13 protein-coding genes and 1 rRNA gene are annotated in these 19,961 nt (G+C 36.7%); 7 read left to right on the top strand and 7 right to left on the bottom strand.

What is annotated here, in order from left to right:
• Positions 1–10: 10 nt before the first annotated feature.
• Entirely contained in the window at positions 11–1,951 is a 1,941-nt protein-coding gene (locus IKK64_04335; GenBank protein MBR4119288.1) for an ABC-F family ATP-binding cassette domain-containing protein, read from the bottom strand.
• Between the two features lie 90 nt (positions 1,952–2,041).
• Here IKK64_04335 and IKK64_04330 point away from each other — a divergent pair, with 90 nt between their 5' ends.
• Positions 2,042–4,990: a PD-(D/E)XK nuclease family protein gene (locus IKK64_04330; protein MBR4119287.1), complete on the top strand. Its 2,949-nt coding sequence runs from the start codon at positions 2,042–2,044 to the stop codon at positions 4,988–4,990.
• 247 nt (positions 4,991–5,237) lie between these two features.
• Here IKK64_04330 and IKK64_04325 read toward each other — a convergent pair whose 3' ends face one another.
• Together IKK64_04325 and IKK64_04320 are read right to left on the bottom strand one after the other, a co-directional pair.
• Positions 5,238–5,882, bottom strand: coding sequence for a hypothetical protein (locus IKK64_04325; GenBank protein MBR4119286.1), 645 nt, complete (start codon positions 5,880–5,882; stop codon positions 5,238–5,240).
• A gap of 14 nt (positions 5,883–5,896) precedes the next feature.
• The gene (locus tag IKK64_04320; protein ID MBR4119285.1) at positions 5,897–6,475 is read right to left on the bottom strand and encodes a LysE family transporter; all 579 of its coding nucleotides are present in this window, start codon (positions 6,473–6,475) and stop codon (positions 5,897–5,899) included.
• 287 nt (positions 6,476–6,762) lie between these two features.
• On the opposite strand from IKK64_04320, the gene purL reads away from it, so the two are divergent.
• From purL to dnaJ, 5 genes are all read left to right on the top strand, one after another.
• Entirely contained in the window at positions 6,763–10,455 is a 3,693-nt protein-coding gene (gene purL / locus IKK64_04315) for a phosphoribosylformylglycinamidine synthase (protein ID MBR4119284.1), read from the top strand.
• Positions 10,456–10,468: 13 nt separating this feature from the next.
• Positions 10,469–11,878, top strand: a complete 1,410-nt coding sequence (locus tag IKK64_04310; protein MBR4119283.1) for an amidophosphoribosyltransferase — start codon at positions 10,469–10,471, stop codon at positions 11,876–11,878.
• An 84-nt stretch (positions 11,879–11,962) separates the two neighbouring features.
• Positions 11,963–12,400, top strand: coding sequence for a hypothetical protein (locus IKK64_04305; protein MBR4119282.1), 438 nt, complete (start codon positions 11,963–11,965; stop codon positions 12,398–12,400).
• Positions 12,401–12,517: 117 nt separating this feature from the next.
• Positions 12,518–13,108 carry a nucleotide exchange factor GrpE gene (locus tag IKK64_04300; protein MBR4119281.1) on the top strand — a complete coding sequence of 197 codons (591 nt, stop codon included), beginning with the start codon at positions 12,518–12,520 and terminating at the stop codon, positions 13,106–13,108.
• Between the two features lie 11 nt (positions 13,109–13,119).
• Positions 13,120–14,277, top strand: coding sequence for a molecular chaperone DnaJ (gene dnaJ / locus IKK64_04295; GenBank protein MBR4119280.1), 1,158 nt, complete (start codon positions 13,120–13,122; stop codon positions 14,275–14,277).
• A gap of 498 nt (positions 14,278–14,775) precedes the next feature.
• Here dnaJ and IKK64_04290 read toward each other — a convergent pair whose 3' ends face one another.
• From IKK64_04290 to lpxK, 4 genes are all read right to left on the bottom strand, one after another.
• Positions 14,776–15,741, bottom strand: coding sequence for a DMT family transporter (locus IKK64_04290; protein ID MBR4119279.1), 966 nt, complete (start codon positions 15,739–15,741; stop codon positions 14,776–14,778).
• Between the two features lie 271 nt (positions 15,742–16,012).
• Positions 16,013–17,047: a thiamine-phosphate kinase gene (gene thiL, locus IKK64_04285; GenBank protein ID MBR4119278.1), complete on the bottom strand. Its 1,035-nt coding sequence runs from the start codon at positions 17,045–17,047 to the stop codon at positions 16,013–16,015.
• A gap of 36 nt (positions 17,048–17,083) precedes the next feature.
• Positions 17,084–17,908, bottom strand: a complete 825-nt coding sequence (locus IKK64_04280) for a purine-nucleoside phosphorylase (GenBank protein ID MBR4119277.1) — start codon at positions 17,906–17,908, stop codon at positions 17,084–17,086.
• Between the two features lie 26 nt (positions 17,909–17,934).
• The gene (gene lpxK, locus IKK64_04275) at positions 17,935–19,002 is read right to left on the bottom strand and encodes a tetraacyldisaccharide 4'-kinase (protein MBR4119276.1); all 1,068 of its coding nucleotides are present in this window, start codon (positions 19,000–19,002) and stop codon (positions 17,935–17,937) included.
• A 610-nt stretch (positions 19,003–19,612) separates the two neighbouring features.
• Here lpxK and IKK64_04270 point away from each other — a divergent pair.
• Positions 19,613–19,961, top strand: a 16S ribosomal RNA gene (locus IKK64_04270); the annotation flags it as partial.

Here is a 19,961-nt window from a genome sequence, read left to right as displayed (position 1 = left end):
AAAAGTGTTTTTAATCACCTAATTCTGCTTTTGCTCTTTCAAGATTTTCGCACTGCTCTTCCCAATACTCCATAATAATACCTAGTTCTCTGTTCAACTCTCCATGCTTTTGACAAAGGTCAATGTTTGAAAAACCTTCGGGAGTAGCCAGTAACTTTTCAACTTCGGCAATCTGCTCTTCAATCTTAGAAATACGTTTCTCTGCATCATTCACACAGTTTTGGAATTGCCTTATTTTACGTTGAATCTCTTTACGTTCCATATATGAGAGTTTGTTCTCCGAGATCTCTTTTGGTTTCTCTTCAACCTTCTCAACTCTCTTCTTTTCCAACTCCACTAAACTCTCAATTTTGCGTTTTTGAAGAAAGTCGTAAATGCCTCCCAGATGCTCCGTAACTTTTCCGCCACCAAACTCATACACCTTTGAAACAAGTCCATCAAGAAACTCTCTGTCGTGCGAAACAATAATTACAGTTCCGTCAAACGCCTCAATAGCCTTTTTGAGAACATCTTTAGTACTCATATCAAGGTGATTTGTAGGCTCATCCAGAATAAGCAAATTAACAGGTTCAAGAAGGAGTTTTATCATTGCTAACCTTGCTCTCTCTCCACCCGACAGAACTTTTACCTTTTTATCTGATGCCTCACCACCAAACATAAAAGCACCCAATATATCACGTATCTTAGTGCGTATATCGCCAACCGCAACGCGGTCAATAGTGTCAAAAACAGTTAACTCCCCATCAAGAAGTTGAGCCTGATTTTGAGCGTAGTATCCAATCTTAACGTTGTGTCCTATCTTTAAATTACCGTTAAATTGAATCTCTCCGTTAATACACTTTACCAGAGTTGTTTTACCCTCTCCGTTTTTACCAACAAAAGCAATCTTGTCGCCACGTTTAAGAGTAAAAGTAGCATTAGAGAAGATATGACGTTCGCCATAATATTTGCCTACACCATCAAGAATAAGAGGGTAATCTCCAGAGCGAGGAGCAGGAGGGAACTTAAGATTTAATCTTGATGTATCAACCTCATCAACCTCAATACGCTCAATCTTTGCAAGTTGTTTGATGCGTGATTGTACCTGTACCGATTTAGTTGCTTTATATCTAAATCTCTCAATAAACTCCTCCGTATCTTGAATTTGCTTTTGTTGATTTTCGTAAGCCCTCATCTGTTGTTCCAACCTCTCGGCACGAAGTTCAACATATTTTGAGTAGTTTACTTTGTAGTCGTATATCTTTCCAAGAGAAATCTCAATAGTTCTGTTTGTAACATTATCAATAAAAGCCCTATCGTGCGAAACTAACATAACAGTGCTTCCGCTTGTTGACAAAAAGTTCTCTAACCATTGAATAGACTCAATATCCAAGTGGTTGGTAGGCTCATCAAGTAGTAGTAAATCGGGGCGTCGCAAAAGAATCTTTGCAAGTTCAATACGCATACGCCAACCACCACTAAACTCCGATGTTGGTCGGTCAAAATCTTCTCTAACAAAACCTAAACCTAAAAGAGTCTTTTCAATTTCGGCTTGGTAGTTCATTGCACCCATAATTGCCATATGTTCGTTGGCAATTGTGAGTTCATTAATAATATCGTTATACTCTTTGCTCTCATAATCGGTACGTTCGGCAAGAGCTGTGTTAAGTTCTTCAATATGCTTTTGTAACTCAAAAATCTCAGCAAAAGCAGTCTCAGTCTCTTTCAGCAGAGTTTGAGTATCTGAAACCGGCATATGTTGAGGCAGATAGCCGATAGTGATGCCCTTAGGAACAGATACATTGCCATTAGTGGGGATTTGAACACCGGCTATTATCTTTAGCATAGTAGATTTTCCTGCACCATTGCGTCCCACTAAAGCAATTCTGTCGCGTTTATTAATAATATATGATATATTGTCGAAAAGAGGAGTTGCTCCAAATTCAACAGATAGTCCGTTAATAGAAATCATAAATAAAAAAATATATTACAAAGTTACAAAAAAATGTGACCAACTACCGAAAAAATATATATTTTTACAAGAAATATATATCATATAATTATGAGCTCGTTTTTATATAGTGTAGCAAAAGCTTTTTATCATGGCAATGCCGAGAATTTAAGAAACCATACATTTGTATTTCCCAGTAGAAGAGCGGAACTGTTTTTCTTAAAACATATATCAAAATTATCAGGGAAGTATATATTCTCCCCGTCAACAATAACTATTGATGATTTTGTTTCTCAACTATCGGGTTATGCACCAGCCGACCGAATAGAGATGCTGTTTTTGTTATATAATCATTATATAAAGGCAACCTCAAGAGAAGAGTCTTTTGATGATTTTTACTATTGGGCAGATATCTTGCTAACCGATTTTGATGATGTTGATAACTTCTTAGTTGATGCTTCAAAGATTTTCTCAAACATATATGACCTAAAAGAGATTGATGCTCAATTTAAAGATATGCTCTCTGAAGAGCAGATACAGTTTCTGCAACGATTTATAAAAAACTTTAACTTAGGCAAAAAGGAGGATTCCGCCAAAAAAGAGTTTATGTCGTTGTGGCAAGTGCTATACACTTTATATCAAGGGCTACGTTCCGACTTGGATTCACGAGGATGTGCATATACCGGAATGATGTTACGTTCTATTGTTGAGAAGATATCAACTAATGAGATAACAAAAAAGGATATAGAGTTACGTTACAAAAAAATAGTATTTATAGGGTTTAACCTGCTTTCAGTAGCAGAGGAGACAATGTTTGCCCAATTAAGAGATATGGGAGTAGCCGATTTCTATTGGGATTATAATATGCCAATAAAAGATGATAAATTCTCAATAATGTCCGACTCTATGAGTAAGAATATTGAGAAATTTCCATCAGCATACAATCTGTATGAGGTTGAAAACCAAAAATTCCCGGATATAGAGTTGGTGGCAATACCCTCAAATGTGGGGCAAACAAAATATGCGGGAGAGGTAATAAGTCAGATTATATCAAATGCCTCAGGAACAGAAGAAGATCGAAAAGAACAAGAGGCAAATACCGTAGTAGTTCTCCCCGATGAGAAACTACTATTGCCAATGTTGCATACTATCCCCTCTGCGGTAGATAGTGTTAACATAACTATGGGGTATCCATTGAAAGAAACACCTCTGTTTTCGCTCTTTAAATCCATATTTAACATCCATACAAAAGCAAAAGTTGATGAAAGCGGTCAAGTAAGATATTACCATCAAAATGTATTATCGTTATTACGACAACCAAACATAAAGGAGCTACACGGAGATACTGTATCAGACTTTATTGACAAAATAACAAAAGGTAATATTGTTTATATAACCTCTTCTGTAATCCCCGAAGAGTTAAAATATCTCTTTCCGAATTTATCAACTAACGATGAGAAGTTTGAATATTTAAAATTGATAATTGACAAACTTTGCGAAAATTTAAATAAGAAAGACTCAATAACGTGCGAGTTCCTTTACTATTACAAGATGATAATAAATCGTCTGCAAACATTAGTAAAAGATTTTCCGTTGCAAGATAATACTCTATTCAAGTTGATTGAAAAGATGAGTTCATCAATAAAAGTTCCTTTCAACGGCGAACCACTATCGGGATTACAAATAATGGGAATTCTTGAGACTCGAGCATTAGACTTTGATAATGTAATAATATTATCGATGAACGAAGGATGCTTTCCTGCCGATTCTCGTGGCGATACATTTATACCATACAATGTACGCAGAGGATTTGGAATGTCGTCGTATGAGCAACGCGATGGAATAGCAGAGTACTATTTCTATCGCCTTCTATCACGTGCAAAACGAGTTTTTTTAACATACGATTCACGAGCCGAAGGAGCAAAAGTAGGAGATTTAAGTAGGTTTGTATATCAATTAAAATACCAATATAACAATAAAATAAACTCTTTTATAGAGAAGAATATAAACTACTCAATCAAGTTATCAAGTAGTAAGCAAGTAGTAGTTGAGAAAAAAGGGGAAGTGTTAGAAAAACTAAATGCATATAAAAAAGGAGGAGCAAAAGCGCTTTCAGCATCAACGTTAAATAGTTATATAGACTGTCCTCTAAAATTCTATTTCTCAAGCGTTGAGAATATAAAAGAATCTGATAAAGTTTTAGAGGATCTTGATTCTTCGGTATTTGGAACAATCTATCACGATGTGATAGAAAAAATATATCAACCCTATATAGGTAAAACTATAACAAAAGAGATTTTAGAAGAGCTTCAATCTCAAACAGATAAAATAGAGAGTATTACATTAGACTCTTTTGCAAAAAACTATTTTAAATCTTCAACAAAAAAGAATTTAACAGGAAGACTGTTTTTGCGTGGTGAGATAATAAAGAAGATGGTCGATAGAACATTAGAGATAGATAAGGGCAGAGTACCGTTTGTAATGTTGCAAACAGAGTTGAATTTGAAAACCTTAATAACGTTGCCAACTAAAGAAGAGGTGCAACTAGTGGGAAAGATTGACCGATTAGATTTAACATCCAACATAAACATAATTGATTATAAAAGTGGTGATGTGGTGTCAGATTTTTTTGATATTGATGATATATTTATACCGGCTGCTAAACGTAAATATCAGGTATTTCAACTTCTCTTTTATGTATATCTTTTGCAGATATCTATCGAAGAAGAGATTGCCCAAAGTGGAACAAATACCAAACTGAAAGATTTAATGAAACTTGCAAACATTAATACTCTTTCGCACGGAATGATGTTCTCTCCGGGATTGTATGCGTTCAATAAATATTTTTCAGAAACATTCAAGTGGGAAATCAGAAAAAAAATAAGTCCAAGAGTAACTGAAGAATTTATTGTTGAACCCAATAATTCAATCTTCAATGAGTACGTGGAGCGATTAGAGAAGACTATATCGGAAATATTTAATGAGGAGATACCTTTTACTCAAACAGAAGTAGAAGCAAATTGTAAATATTGTCCATATACCAATATATGTAAAAAGTAAAGTTTAAACTATTGTATAAAAAAAGAGGCTATCCAACTAAAAATTGTGATAGTCTCTTTAGTTTTGAAATTTTTAGAAGTTGCTTGCACTCAGCATAGTTTGTATAAATGCTACTCTGCTTTTGTTTACTCGCAACTTTATAAGAGTTGGTAAAAAACAGGCATTATAATATTGAAAACAACACTCTTGTTTGTTAATTATGAGACACCGTCTTTTACTATTATGATACTATTAAATAAATGCTCAATTAAAAATAGAGCTCTCCAAAAAACTCTGGACGGTGAAAGTCGGGAGCAGGAGTATCAATCTTGTTCCAACTAACATAATGGGGAATAGATGTTTTGTCGCCACATTTGTAGAAGTTAGCCTCAATCATTTGAGGTATATTTTTACTATCTACACCCATCATATCAAAAGGAATAGCAACAACAACTTGCCAAGAGTGAATACCTTCTTTCTCTTCAAAAGGTTCGTTGCCTAAACTGCTCCATGTTTTTATTCTTGCCATTTGTTCATCAGAGTAGTGAGTGCTTTCTGTTCTGCTTTTACGTTTTGAAGAGAGAGCAGTACCAATGCAGTTAAATTCAAAATTGTAATATTCGCTCTCTCCGGGAATCTTTGCAAAGAACTCAACACAACTATCTTGATATACGTGTGAATTATACTCTTTATTTACTGCACGAATATAACTACCTCTAACAAAGAAACTGATAAAAAGGTAGTTGTCGCTACGAGCAACATCAAAAGCCACAATAGGTTTATGCGGAAACTCATCCCAGTTAATCTCCGAAACATAATCTCTTTGTGCATTACCCTCCATTTGGTTGGCAACTTCGTTTAACTCTAACCCTTCAAGTTGAGGCATATAAACTGCCTTAATACTCTTTTTCATTATCTTTATAATAGTTAGTTGAAATAATTATATACACCCGAAACAAAACCATATGTGGCCATTATTAAAATAATAGAACCTATACATCTGTTGATAATCCAAAGCGAGCGTAAATTAAATTTTGACCTCACCTTATCAATAAAATATGTAATGGTAAACCACCATAGCATTGCTCCTCCAATAATTGACGCATATCCAATCAGGTAGTCATGAAATTGCGATTCGGCAGAAAAGAAGTTGAATCGAGCAAACAATCCAATGAATAAAAATAGAATCAAAGGATTTGATAGCGTCAAAAAGAAAGCCGAAACTAGATCCTGAATATGGTTTGCTGTTTTAGGTTTTTTGATATTTAGATTCTTAGCTGGATTTTGTCGGTAAATATATATACCAAAACCAGCAAGAACAAGACTTCCAAGTATCTGAATAATGAGTTCGTAGTTTTCAATAAAATCTAAGATTATAGAGATACCAAAACCGGTAAGAACAGCATATATCAAATCTGAAAGAGAAGCACCAATACCTGTAAACAAACCAGTTATTCTTCCTTTGTTTAAAGTTCTCTGAATACAGAGTACGCCAATCGGACCCATAGGAGCCGAAACAAAAACTCCAATCAGCAGCCCTTTTAATATGGTACTTATAATTAAATCCACAATTTATCTCAATTTATTGTATTAACTGCAAATTTAAACAAAATTTTTGTAACACATCCAATTTTTTAGCATTATAAATTTTAAACAAAAAAACTTGAGTGTAAAAGTGTAAATATTTATGATTTTGGTTTTGCAAACCCGACTAAATTATTAATTTTGTGAGCAAATTAAGAATAAATTCGCTTTTGAGGAAATAATAAAGCATAATATAATAACTACTACTGATGGTATCATTTTTTAAAACCCTAACAAACAGCGTTATAGCGGTATCTTGTGATCATAAATTATCACAGGAAGAGATCGAAAAACTATGTTGGCTCTTTGGCTCAGCAAAAGAGATTAAACAAGATGTAATTTCAGGCAAGTTCGTAGGACCACGCAAGGAGATGATAACTCCATGGAGTACAAACGCCGTAGAGATAACCCAGAATATGGGAATTTCAGGTATAGCTCGCATAGAGGAGTACTTTAAAGTGAGTGGCAAAAACGTCAAATATGACGCAATGTTGCAACGACTTTACGATGGCTTAAGCGAAGAGATATTCAATATAAATAAAACTCCCGACGCAATAGTCTATATTGATGATATAGTAGAGTATAACAAAAAAGAGGGATTGGCATTAAGTGAAGATGAAATACAATATCTAAACGATTTGTCTGCAAGAATAGGTCGCAAATTAACCGATAGCGAGGTATTCGGATTCTCTCAAGTAAACTCAGAGCACTGCCGTCACAAAATATTCAACGGAATATTCGTAATAGACGGAGAAGAGAAAGAGAGTTCATTGTTTAAGATGATTAAGAAAACATCTGAAACAAACCCAAATAAACTGGTATCTGCCTACAAAGACAACGTAGCCTTTAACGAAGGACCACGAGTAGAACAATTTGCACCTGCAACACAAGATAAACCAGACTATTTCCAAGTTAAAGATATTGATACTGTCATATCGTTGAAAGCAGAAACTCACAACTTCCCCACAACAGTTGAACCATTCAATGGAGCAGCAACAGGAACGGGAGGAGAGATTCGCGACCGTTTAGGTGGAGGAAAAGCAAGTTTGCCAATAGCAGGAACAGCAGTATATATGACCTCATATCCACGCTCTGAGAAAGGACGTGCATGGGAAGGAGTAATGCCTGAACGTGAGTGGTTGTATCAAACACCAGAACAAATATTGATAAAAGCATCAAACGGAGCATCTGACTTTGGAAACAAATTCGGACAACCAATGATTTGCGGATCACTGTTAACATTTGAACACGAAGGTAATGATAAGAAATATGCCTACGACAAAGTGATAATGCTGGCAGGAGGTGTTGGCTTTGGAACACGTCGCGATGCAATAAAAGGAACTCCCACACCGGGCGAAAAAGTTGTAGTGATGGGAGGAGATAACTACCGCATTGGAATGGGTGGTGGTGCCGTATCTTCAGTAGAGACAGGAGAGTACGATAACGCCATAGAGTTGAATGCTGTTCAACGTGCAAACCCCGAAATGCAAAAGAGGGTATCTAACGTAATTAGAGCATTAGCGGAGGATGAGATAAATCCAATAGTATCAATCCACGACCATGGAGCAGGAGGACATCTTAACGCATTGTCTGAGTTGGTAGAGGCAACAGGAGGAAAAATTGAAATGGATAAACTTCCTATTGGCGACACAACTCTATCAGCAAAAGAGATTGTAGGAAACGAAAGTCAAGAGCGTATGGGTATGGTAATCCCCGAAAAAGATATACCATACGTTGAAAGAATAGCAGAACGTGAACGTGCTCCAATGTATGTAGTAGGAGAGACAACAGGCGATGATCGTTTTGTATTTGAGCAAAAAGATGGAGTATGTCCAATAGACCTTGCAATGGATGATATGTTTGGTAAGGCTCCTAAGACAATAATGACCGACTCAACTGTTGAAAGCAAATTTGAAGATGTAACATACACAACTTCAAAAATCCACAAATATATTGAGGATGTACTACAATTAGAGGCAGTAGCATGTAAAGATTGGTTAACAAATAAGGTTGACCGTTCGGTAACAGGAAAAGTAGCACGTCAACAATGTCAAGGAGAGATACAATTACCATTGAGTGACTGTGGAGTTGTAGCACTTGATTACAGAGGTAATGCAGGAATTGCAACATCAATCGGACACGCACCACAAGCAGCACTCGTTTCGCCCGAAGCAGGCTCGGTATTATCAATAGCCGAAGCATTAACAAACGTAGTATTTGCACCATTAGCAGAGGGAATAAAGAGCGTATCGTTAAGTGCAAACTGGATGTGGCCATGTAAGAACGAGGGTGAAGATGCTCGTCTATATAAAGCGGTTGAAGCATGTAGCCAATTTGCAATAGATTTAGGGATCAACATTCCAACAGGAAAAGACAGCTTGTCAATGACACAAAAATATGGCGAAGATAAAGTCTATTCACCAGGAACAGTAATTATCTCGGCAGGAGCAGAGGTGTCAGATATAAAGAAAGTGGTATCGCCGGTTGTTAAGAACAAACGCAATATGCCACTATATCATATCGACTTCTCATTTGATTCATACAAATTGGGCGGATCAGCATTTGCTCAATCATTAGGAAAAGTAGGAGGCGAAGTGCCAACTGTGCAAGATGCAGAGTACTTCAAGAGTGCATTTGCCGCAGTGCAAGAGATGATAAAGAGTGGAGTAGTTGCAGCAGGTCACGACATCTCAGCAGGAGGACTATTGACCACTCTCCTTGAGATGACTTTTGCAAATAGTGAAGGTGGACTTGAGATAAATCTTGACAAAATAAAAGAGAAAGATTTAGTAAAACTACTATTCAGTGAAAATCCAGGAGTTGTGCTACAAGTAACCAATGCACGTGAGGCAGAGGCAATAATGAAACAATATGGAGTACAATTCGTTAAAATTGGACGTCCAAGCAAAGAGCGTCATATAATAGTGGCAAAAGATGGAGCTGAGTACCAATTTGGAATCGATTACTTACGCGATGTATGGTACACTTCATCATATCTATTAGACCGCAAGCAAAGTGGAGTTGAGTGTGCAAAAGCACGTTTCAATAACTATAAAAAACAACCCATTAAGTGGAGAATGCCAAAAGCCTTTGAAGGAACAATGGCAAGTTATGGAATAGCTGCAGGAGCAAGACCATCAACAGGAGTTAAAGCAGCAATCATCCGTGAAAAAGGAGTAAACGGAGACCGCGAGATGGCATACTCACTATACTTGGCAGGATTCGATGTTAAAGATGTTCATATGACAGACCTTATGTCAGGACGTGAAACACTCGAAGATATCAATATGATCGTATATGTGGGAGGATTCTCAAACTCTGACGTATTAGGCTCAGCAAAAGGATGGGCAGGAGGTTTCTTGTGGAACGAGAAAGCAAAACAAGCATTGCAAAAATTCTATGCACGTAAAGATACTCTCTCACTTGGAATCTGTAATGGATGTCAATTAATGGTTGAGTTAGGATTGTTAACTCCCGATGATGATAAGAAACCAACAATGCAACACAACGATTCACACAAATTTGAATCAGAGTTCATTGGTTTAACAATACCACAAAACAACTCGGTAATGTTTGGCTCATTATCAGGAAGTAAGTTAGGAGTTTGGGTAGCACATGGTGAAGGAAAATTCTCACTACCATACTCGCCTAAACACTATAATGTTATAGCAAAATATAGCTATAACGAATATCCGGCAAACCCCAATGGATCACCCGCTGCAATAGCAGGTATTGCATCACCTGACGGACGTCATTTGGCAATGATGCCCCACTTGGAACGTGCAATATTTCCATGGCAATGTGCATATTATAACCCACAAAGAGCAAATGATGAGGTAACTCCATGGATTGAGGCATTTGTAAATGCTCGTAAGTGGGTAGAACAAAACAAAGAAAAATAATTAAGACACAACAATGGGAGGATTATTTGGAACCATAAAGAAAAGTGATTGTGTATCGGATCTCTTTTACGGAACCGATTACAATTCGCACTTGGGAACAAAGCGTGCAGGAATGGTAACAGTATCGGAAGGCAACTTTATGCGTTCGATACACAATATAGAGAACTCATATTTCCGTACTAAATTTGAAGGTGATTTGCCCGAGTTTAGTGGAAATGCAGGTCTTGGAGTTATTAGCGACACCGATGCACAACCCATAATCATAAGTTCAAAACTTGGTAAGTTTGCCATAGTGACTGTGGCAAAAATCAACAACCTTAAGGAGTTGGAGCAAGAACTGTTAGCACAAGGACACCACTTTTGCGAACATAGTAACAATATAACCAATCAAACAGAGTTGCTGGCGATGCTTATAGCAGAAGGCAAAGACTTTGTTAGCGGAATAGAGTATCTCTTCTCAAAGATAAAAGGGTCGTGTTCTATGCTAATATTGACAGAAGACTCAATAATAGCAGCACGTGACAAATACGGAAGAACCCCCTTATATATAGGAAGAGGGGCAGAGGGTAAAGGATTTGCGGTATCATCAGAAACATGCTCTTTCTCCAATCTTGGTTACGAGGTGGAACGATGGTTAGGACCGGGAGAGATAATGCGAGTAACAGCCGAAGGTTATACTCAAATACGCAAACCAAACGACAAGATGCAAGTATGCTCATTCTTATGGGTATATTTTGGTTATCCCTCATGCGAGTATGAAGGAAAGAACGTTGAAGAGATGCGCTATGATTGTGGAGAGGCAATGGGAAAATCTGATGATGTAGAGGTAGATTTCGTATCAGGAATACCCGACTCAGGAATAGGAATGTCGCTTGGATATGCAATGGGTAAAGGAGTGCCATACAAAAGGGCAATAGTAAAATACACTCCTACATGGCCAAGAAGTTTTACACCACCCACACAGGAGCGTCGTGAGTTGGTGGCAAAAATGAAACTAATACCCAATAAAGCACTACTAAAAGATAAACGAGTAGTATTTTGTGATGACTCAATAGTTAGAGGAACGCAGTTGCGTGACAACATAAAAGATTTATATCGTTATGGAGCAAAAGAGGTGCATATCCGAATAGCGTGTCCACCAATGATATATCCATGTAAGTTCTTAGGATTCTCGGCAACAAAGACAGAATTAGAGTTGATATGTCGCAGAATAATACAGGATTTAGAGGGAGATCATAACAAAAACCTTGATGTATATGCTAAAACTGGATCACCACAATATTGTGAAATGGTTGACAGAATACGCGAGCAATTGGGAATAACATCATTAAAATTCAATCCAATTGAAACACTTGTAAAATCAATAGGATTACCCAAAGAGCAAATTTGTACACACTGTTTCGATGGGTCAAGTTACGAATAACCATTTATAGCATAGAGACTCAAAACAACTGCCATATCTCGAACAAAACAGAATGGCAGTTGTTTTTTTATAAAAACAATTGCTATGCTAAAACAAAAAATAACAGAGGCCTTAACAACATACGCAGGAGCATTACTTTGGGTAGCACACTATAACCTATCAATATCTCTAAATTTAAAAACTAAAGGGTATGAAAAATTATCCTCTCATATACGAACATTATATCAAAGACACATAGTACAATCAATAGAAATATACGACTATATAGCAAGGCAGGGAACAGTTCCGCAAATACGCGATATGGTTGATATCCCAATAACATTTGACTCTCCCGAAGAGGCAGTAGAGCGTTCATTAGTGCAAACCCTACGATTAACCGATGCACTTGAATCGTTAATGGATATAATTCTTCAGGCAAAAGACCATACCTCTTACGCAACTTTTCAATATCTCTTAAGAGAGCAATTTGATGAGGAGGTGTTATTGTCAAAACTAATAGAAAAATTAAAAAATAGATGTTAATAGAGAAAAAAACAAAATTTATAATAAAATAATACTGACAAAATTGCTGCCAAAAAGAATGGCAGCATTTTTGTTATATATTAAGTATAAAAGAACAGAAATAAAAACATACAAGATATGAGCAAGGAGAAAAAATCGCAAAACATTAATGAAACTGAGGAGATAAACGATTTTAAACAATCAGAAGAGGTGCAAAATATAGTACCCGAAACAGAGGCAACTTCGGACCAAGAGGGTACAGAAACTGACACATTGTCAGCAGAAGTGGCATCTTTGGCAGAAAAAGTAGAGCAACTGACAAAAGAAAAACTTCTTCTTATGGCAGATTTTGATAACTATCGTAAACGTACCATAAAAGAGAAAGCAGATTTAATAAAATCAGGAGGAGAAGAGTGTTTGAAAAATTTATTGCCAATCATTGATGATTTTGAAAGAAGTTTACAAGCCATAAATTCGGCAACCGATATTGAGGCATTAGTAGAGGGTGTAAATCTAATATACAATAAATTCAAAGGCTATCTTGCTCAAAACGGAGTAAAAGAGATAGAGACAACCGATGCTCCATTTAATACAGAGTATCACGAGGCAGTAACAACATTCCCCGTTGAAGATCCCGATAAAAAAGGTAAAGTAATTGATTGCGTTCAGAAAGGATATACAATGAACGACAAAGTGATACGATACTCAAAAGTAGTAGTTGGAGAATAAAGCATAAAATTATGGCTGAAAAAAGAGACTATTATGAGGTGTTAGAGGTCTCAAAGACCGCTACACCCGAAGAGATAAAAAAGGCTTATCGTAAAAAAGCGATACAATATCATCCTGATAAAAATCCGGGAGACAAAGAGGCTGAAGAGAAATTTAAAGAGGCAGCTGAGGCATACGAAGTGCTAAGCGATCCCCAAAAGAAAGCACGTTACGATCAGTACGGACATGCAGGAATGGGAGGAGCAGGAGGCTTTGGAGGAGGCTTCGGTGGCGGAATGAGTATGGAAGATATCTTCTCTCAATTTGGCGATATATTCGGAGGTCACTTTGGAGGCTTTGGCGGATTTGGAGGCTTTGGTGGTGGATCACGTAAACGCACCAATAGAGGAACAGATCTTAGAGTAAAAGTAAAACTAACCCTTAAAGAGATATCAACAGGCGTAGAGAAGAAGATAAAAGTAAAAAAATATGTAGCCTGTGAGCATTGTAACGGAACAGGAGCCGAAAACGGAACAGCATACACCACTTGTAGTAACTGTAACGGAAGCGGTGTTGTAACCAAAGTTCAACAAACATTCTTAGGGGCAATGCAATCAACAACTACCTGTCCACATTGTAATGGTGAGGGTAAAACCATTACAAAAAAATGTCCTCACTGTAATGGCGAGGGAATTGAAAAAGAGGATGAGGTTATAACAATCAATATTCCTGCAGGAGTAATGGATGGAATGCAACTCTCAATGCGAGGTAAAGGAAATGCAGCGCGTCATGGAGGAACACCGGGAGATCTATTAATATTAATAGAGGAGGAGTCGCACCCCGATTTACTACGTGATGAAAACGATTTGATATATAATGTGCTTCTTGATTTCCCTACTGCGGCTCTTGGTGGAAGTATTGAGATACCAACAATTGACGGAAAGGTAAAAGTAAAAATAGAACCAGGAACACAACCCGGAAAAGTTTTACGTTTAAGAGGTAAAGGTTTACCCTCTGTAAATCACTATGGAGTAGGAGATCTGTTAGTGAATATATCGGTATATGTTCCGGAAAATCTAAATTCTGAAGAGCGTAAAACATTAGAAAAATATCGCGATGCAAATAACTTCGCTCCAACTAAATCAGTTAAGGAGAGGATATTTTCTAAAATTAGACGTATGTTCGATTAATATTGATTATAAGAGGTCATCTACTACTTAACTTGGAGTATGTAAACTAGGTCACATACGTAATGTATGCTCCCTTCGTTTCCATACCCCAAGTTAATTGTATCTAACCCCTTCTAATCAATATTAAGGAGTGTATTTCAAAACTAAAAAAGTTGTATCTTACTCATTCTAACCACTCTTAAAAACAACAAGAGGTCATCTACTGCTTAACTTGGAGTATGTAAACTTGGTCACATACGCAATGTATGCTCCCTTCGCTTCCGTACCCCAAGTTAATTGTATCTAACCCCTTCTAATCAATATTAAGGAGTGTATTTCAAAACTAAAAAGTTGTATCTTACTCATTCTAACCACTCTAAAATATAACTTGGAGTATTGGAGCTTTCCATACCCCAAGTTAATCGTATCTACCCCCTATGATTATATCGTGGTTTAAAAGTAGGGACACAGCATGCTGTGTCCGTGTATTATTTTATAAAAAAGTTATAGAGTATTCTATTAGTTTCTTCTGCTTCTCACAATCTTAATGCCTTTGCGACGGATTGGAAGTTTAGGGAACATCTTCCTAAATCGGATAAGAGTGTAGGTAATATTCTTTCCTCCTGCAACAACCAAACAAACCGAAGCAATAATACATGCCAGACCTATGCAGTCGCGAGGAGTAAGAACCTCTCCAAAAACTGTAATACCAAAGAATATAGCAGTGGCAGGTTCAAGAACACCCAGTATAGCAGTAGGAGTAGAACCAATCTCTTGAATGGCTGTGGTTGTGCAAATTAATGATATTGCAGTGGGGAAGAGAGCAAGAGAGATAATATTACCCCACATATACCAAGTGTTGGGTAACAATATACCATCGCCAAAAAATAGTGAGCGGAAAGCAAACAGTCCCCAACCAAAAAGAAGAACATAAAATGTAACCTTAATGGTCGCCATATTCTCCAATCCTACTCTGTTGATACCAACAATGTATATAGCGTATGCCAGAGCAGAGCCCAATACAAGCAGAGTGCCGGCAAGACTCAGTGTCCCCTCTTCTCCACCTTCATAAAGCAGTCCAATGCCCACAAGAGCCATAACAATACATAAAACAGTTTGAAGAGTGAGTTTCTCTTTAAAGAACAGTGTCATTATTGCCGCCACCATAACAGGGTAAACAAAGAGTAGGGTAGATGCAATACCCGCATCCATATAGTTATAACTCATATAGAGGGTAAGCGAAGATGCAGCAAACAAAACTCCCATAATAAAGAGAGGTAAAATTTGTCGGCGTTCAATCTTAAAACTACGTCTTCGCCACTTTAACATAATGGCTAAAATAGGAATAGCAAAAAGGTATCTGAAAAACAGTACAGAGTCGGCATCCATACCATCGTTATACAGCGGTAAAGTAAATAGCGGATTCATTCCGTATGTTGCTGCCGAAATAGCACCTAAAAAGTATCCCTTAACTTTGTTGTTCATTTTTTTGTAATAAGGTATAAGAATATAACCTTTGCAAATTTACATAAAATCGTTACTCATTATAACACTCTTTACAAAAATATTTTTACAATAAATAAAATGTATTATTAAGAGTATAAAAAATGCAAGTTCTTAAGAAAAATACCTCAAGAACTTGCATAATAATATAAAGATTATACAATATGCATTATCTCTAACAACTAAAAACTAACAACTACCCGTAGGGCGGTTGAGTTCACGAAACCGACAACTAACAACTGATAACTGAAATCTAAACATGCTCCCAGCCTTGAGCCTTAAGGGTAATCTCTGTGCCATCGCGGGTAATCATTGCACAGCCCAAACTTTCGGCGGTAATATGACCAATAACAGAAACACCCTCAATTTGAGAAATCTCTTCGTGCTTGTCTAATGATACGGTAAACAATAGTTCATAATCTTCACCACCATTCATAGCGGCAGTCACCACGTTTAAGTTCATCTCTTCTGCGGTAACAGCAGTTTGATAATCAATAGGAATTCTCTCTTCATAAATCCTGCAACCAGTTTTGCTTTGAGTGCAAATGTGCATCAACTCTGAAGATAGACCATCTGAAACATCAATCATAGAGGAGGGAACAATACCTTTCTCTCCTAAAATTCTAACAATATCCTTACGTGCCTCAGGTTTAAGTTGACGTTCCAAAATATACTCTCTGCCCTCAAATTTAGGAGTAGCGCCCTCAACATCGTTCAGAACACTCTTTTCACGCTCCAAAAGTTGTAGACCCATATAGGCAGCACCAAGGTCTCCGCTAACACAAATAAGGTCATTCTCTTTAGCCCCGTTGCGTTTTGCAATTTTACTCTCTTCTGCAACACCAATACAAGTTATACTAATAGTTAAACCTGTCATCGAAGCTGAAGTATCGCCACCAACAAGGTCAACACCATATATCTCACACGCAAGTTTTATTCCGTCATAAAGAGCATCAATATCCTCAACAGCAAAACGCTTTGAAATACCCAACGAAACAGTAATCTGCTTAGGAGTACCGTTCATTGCATATATATCAGAGAAGTTAGCCACTGCCGCTTTATATCCTAAGTGTTTAAGTGGAACGTATGTCAAATCAAAGTGAATACCCTCTAAAAGCAAGTCGGTAGTAACAAGAGTTTGCAAATTGCCATTATTAATAATAGCGGCATCATCACCAACACCCAAAACACTCTCGGGGTTATTTAATTTTATCTCTTTAGTCAAATGATTAATCAAACCAAACTCACCGAGAGTTGAAATCTCAGTGCGAACAACATCTTTACTCATACATTATATATAATAGAAAATATTTTAAAATCAATGTTACTCCTCCAAGGTGAGTAAACGTCTCATAATTCTTGTCATTTTAGGCTGAGCCTCTTCGGCGGCACGTTGCACCTCTTCGTGCGAACATTTCTCCACAACACCCTCAACCCCTAAATCAGTAATAACCGACATTGCAAAAACTTCAATACCGCAGTGTCGAGCAACAATAACTTCGGGCACGGTGCTCATTCCAATAGCATCGCCACCAATAACCCTGAAATATTTATACTCGGCAGGAGTTTCAAAAGTAGGTCCCTGCGTACCAACATACACTCCGCACTGAAGTTTTATTCCCTCTTCATCCGCAATTTCAAAAGCCTTTTCTCTTAATATAGGAGAGTAGGCATCGCTCATATCGGGAAATCTTACCCCATGCTCCTCAATATTTCTTCCCCTCAAAGGGTGTTCTGGAAACAAATTGATATGGTCCTTAATAACCATTAAATCCCCAATCTCAAAATTAGGATTCATACCACCTGCTGCATTCGATACAAACAGACGTTTAATTCCTAACTCATGCATCACTCTTATGGGGAAAGTAACCTTACGCATATCGTATCCCTCATAAAAATGAAATCTTCCCTGCATAGCCAAAATTGGATTGTTGCCCAATTTGCCCAATATCAGTCTGCCCGAATGACCTTCAACAGTTGAAACGGGGAAATTGGGAATGTCGCAATAATTAATAATTTGTTGGTCATTAATATCATCGGCAAGTTTGCCAAGACCAGTACCCAATATAACCGCAGTTTTAGGAATATTAATAAACCTATCTTTGATAAACTTAGCACACTCCTTAATACAATCTAAATATTCGTTCATAGTAAAATAAATTAAGAAGATTATAACTATTGCTTTATGTTCTTAATCAAGCACTCCTCAAGAAGGGAGTCTTCATTGTTGTTAATTTTAACAACTAACGGAAGAGCATATATATGCATCTTTATCTCTTGAGGAATATTTAAATTTAGAATCCTTGCAGCATCCTTTTCTGTTGTAATTATATAAGATTTCTCTCTATTATTTTTAGCAATAGAATAGAACTTTTCAATAATATTATTAATATCTTTATTTGAGAAATTGTGATGATCACTAAAATGGATATCTTTCACAGTAGCACCGGTTGACCTCAAAAAGTCATCAAACTGCGAAGGGTTAGCAATCCCCGATACCGCTAAAATATTACAATCTTTGCCAATACAATTAATATCAAGTTCTTTAATCTCGTTCTCTTTAAAAACCGCAATAGGATTGTTATATGAAAAAGAGGAGAAGAATAACTTTTGATAAGGGAAAAGATTTACCCTTTTAATCATTATTCTTTTATCAATAGGAATGATGTTTTCAGGGCATTTAGTAATAATAACAATATTTGCTCTGAAGCGAGCAGACGCAGGCTCTCTTAGATTGCCAACAGGTAATAAAGAGTCGTTGTAGAACATATTGTTATAGTCACTTAACAATATCGAAACTTTAGGAGTAACATATCTATGCTGAAAAGCATCATCCAAAATAATAAGATTAGTTTGGGGTTTTAATTCCAAGATTTTTCTAATACCATTACGTCTGTCAGCATCAACAGCAACAGTAATATCCTTAAACTTCTGTTTAATTTGGAAAGGTTCATCTCCAATCAAGGCAACGGTAGAGTTTTCATCAGCAAGAATAAAACCTTTTGATTTGCGCTTATATCCTCTGCTTAAAAGAGCAATATTATATCTATCCTTAAGCATGCCGATGAGATATTCCGAATGAGGAGTCTTTCCAGTACCACCCACAGCAATGTTTCCAATAGATATAACAGGAATATCAAAACTCTCCGATTTAAGAACTTTCCAATCGAAAAGTTTATTTCTCAACCAGACCCCAAACTTATAAAGAGGTAATAGAGGATATAAAGCAACCCTTTTACTCATTATTGTTGAAATAATAGACCTTAATAAATACAAAGTTAAACTATTTCTTTAATAAAAAGCAAAATAACTCATATAAATATAGTAAAAAGAGAAAAATAAGTCAGTTTTCAGTTGTTATTAGCAAGTATTCTCTTCTTGATTTTGCTCATGCTCGGCATAGTTCAAGTAAACTTGACTTTGCTCTCGCTTACTTGCAAAATTAATAAACATTCGTTTCTTGATTTTGCTCATGCTCGGCATAGTTCAAGTAAGCTTGACTTTGCTCTCGCTTACTTGCAAAATTAACAAACATTCGTTTCTAATTTTTAATTCAAAAAAGAGTGTTTTATAACATAAAAATAATTCACTGAGAATATGCAAGTTACAGAAAAAGTAAAATTTTTTTGAAAAATTCTTACTAAAAAATTTGGTGAATAAGGATAAAGGTAGTAATTTTGCACTCGCTTTCGGGGAACAACCGAGGGCAACAAAAAAAGAGATCATTGAATATTTGAAAAAGACAAAGTAGTACGAGACGAGTAAAAAACGTCAACGTCAATAACTTTTAACGAGTTTAAATTGAGCATCGGATCAGGTTATTTACAGTAAAAAATAAATAACAAACATAATTACAACGAAGAGTTTGATCCTGGCTCAGGATGAACGCTAGCGACAGGCCTAACACATGCAAGTCGAGGGGCAGCATTTAATAAGCTTGCTTATTAAGATGGCGACCGGCGCACGGGTGAGTAACACGTATGTAATCTGCCTGTAACAGGGGGATAACCCAAAGAAATTTGGACTAATACCCCATAATATCAAAATGTTGCATGAAATTTTGATTAAAGGATTTCCGGTTACAGATGAGCATGCGTATCATTAGCTAGTTGGTAGAGTAACGGCCTACCAAGGCAACGATGATTAGGGGTTCTGAGAGGAAGATCCCCCACACTGGTACTGAGACACGGACCAGACTCCTA

The organism is Bacteroidales bacterium, from assembly GCA_017521245.1.
GTDB lineage: Bacteria > Bacteroidota > Bacteroidia > Bacteroidales > G3-4614 > Caccoplasma_A.
Note: the sequence above shows the minus strand (reverse complement) of the source record. Positions and strands in the feature narration are given on the sequence as shown.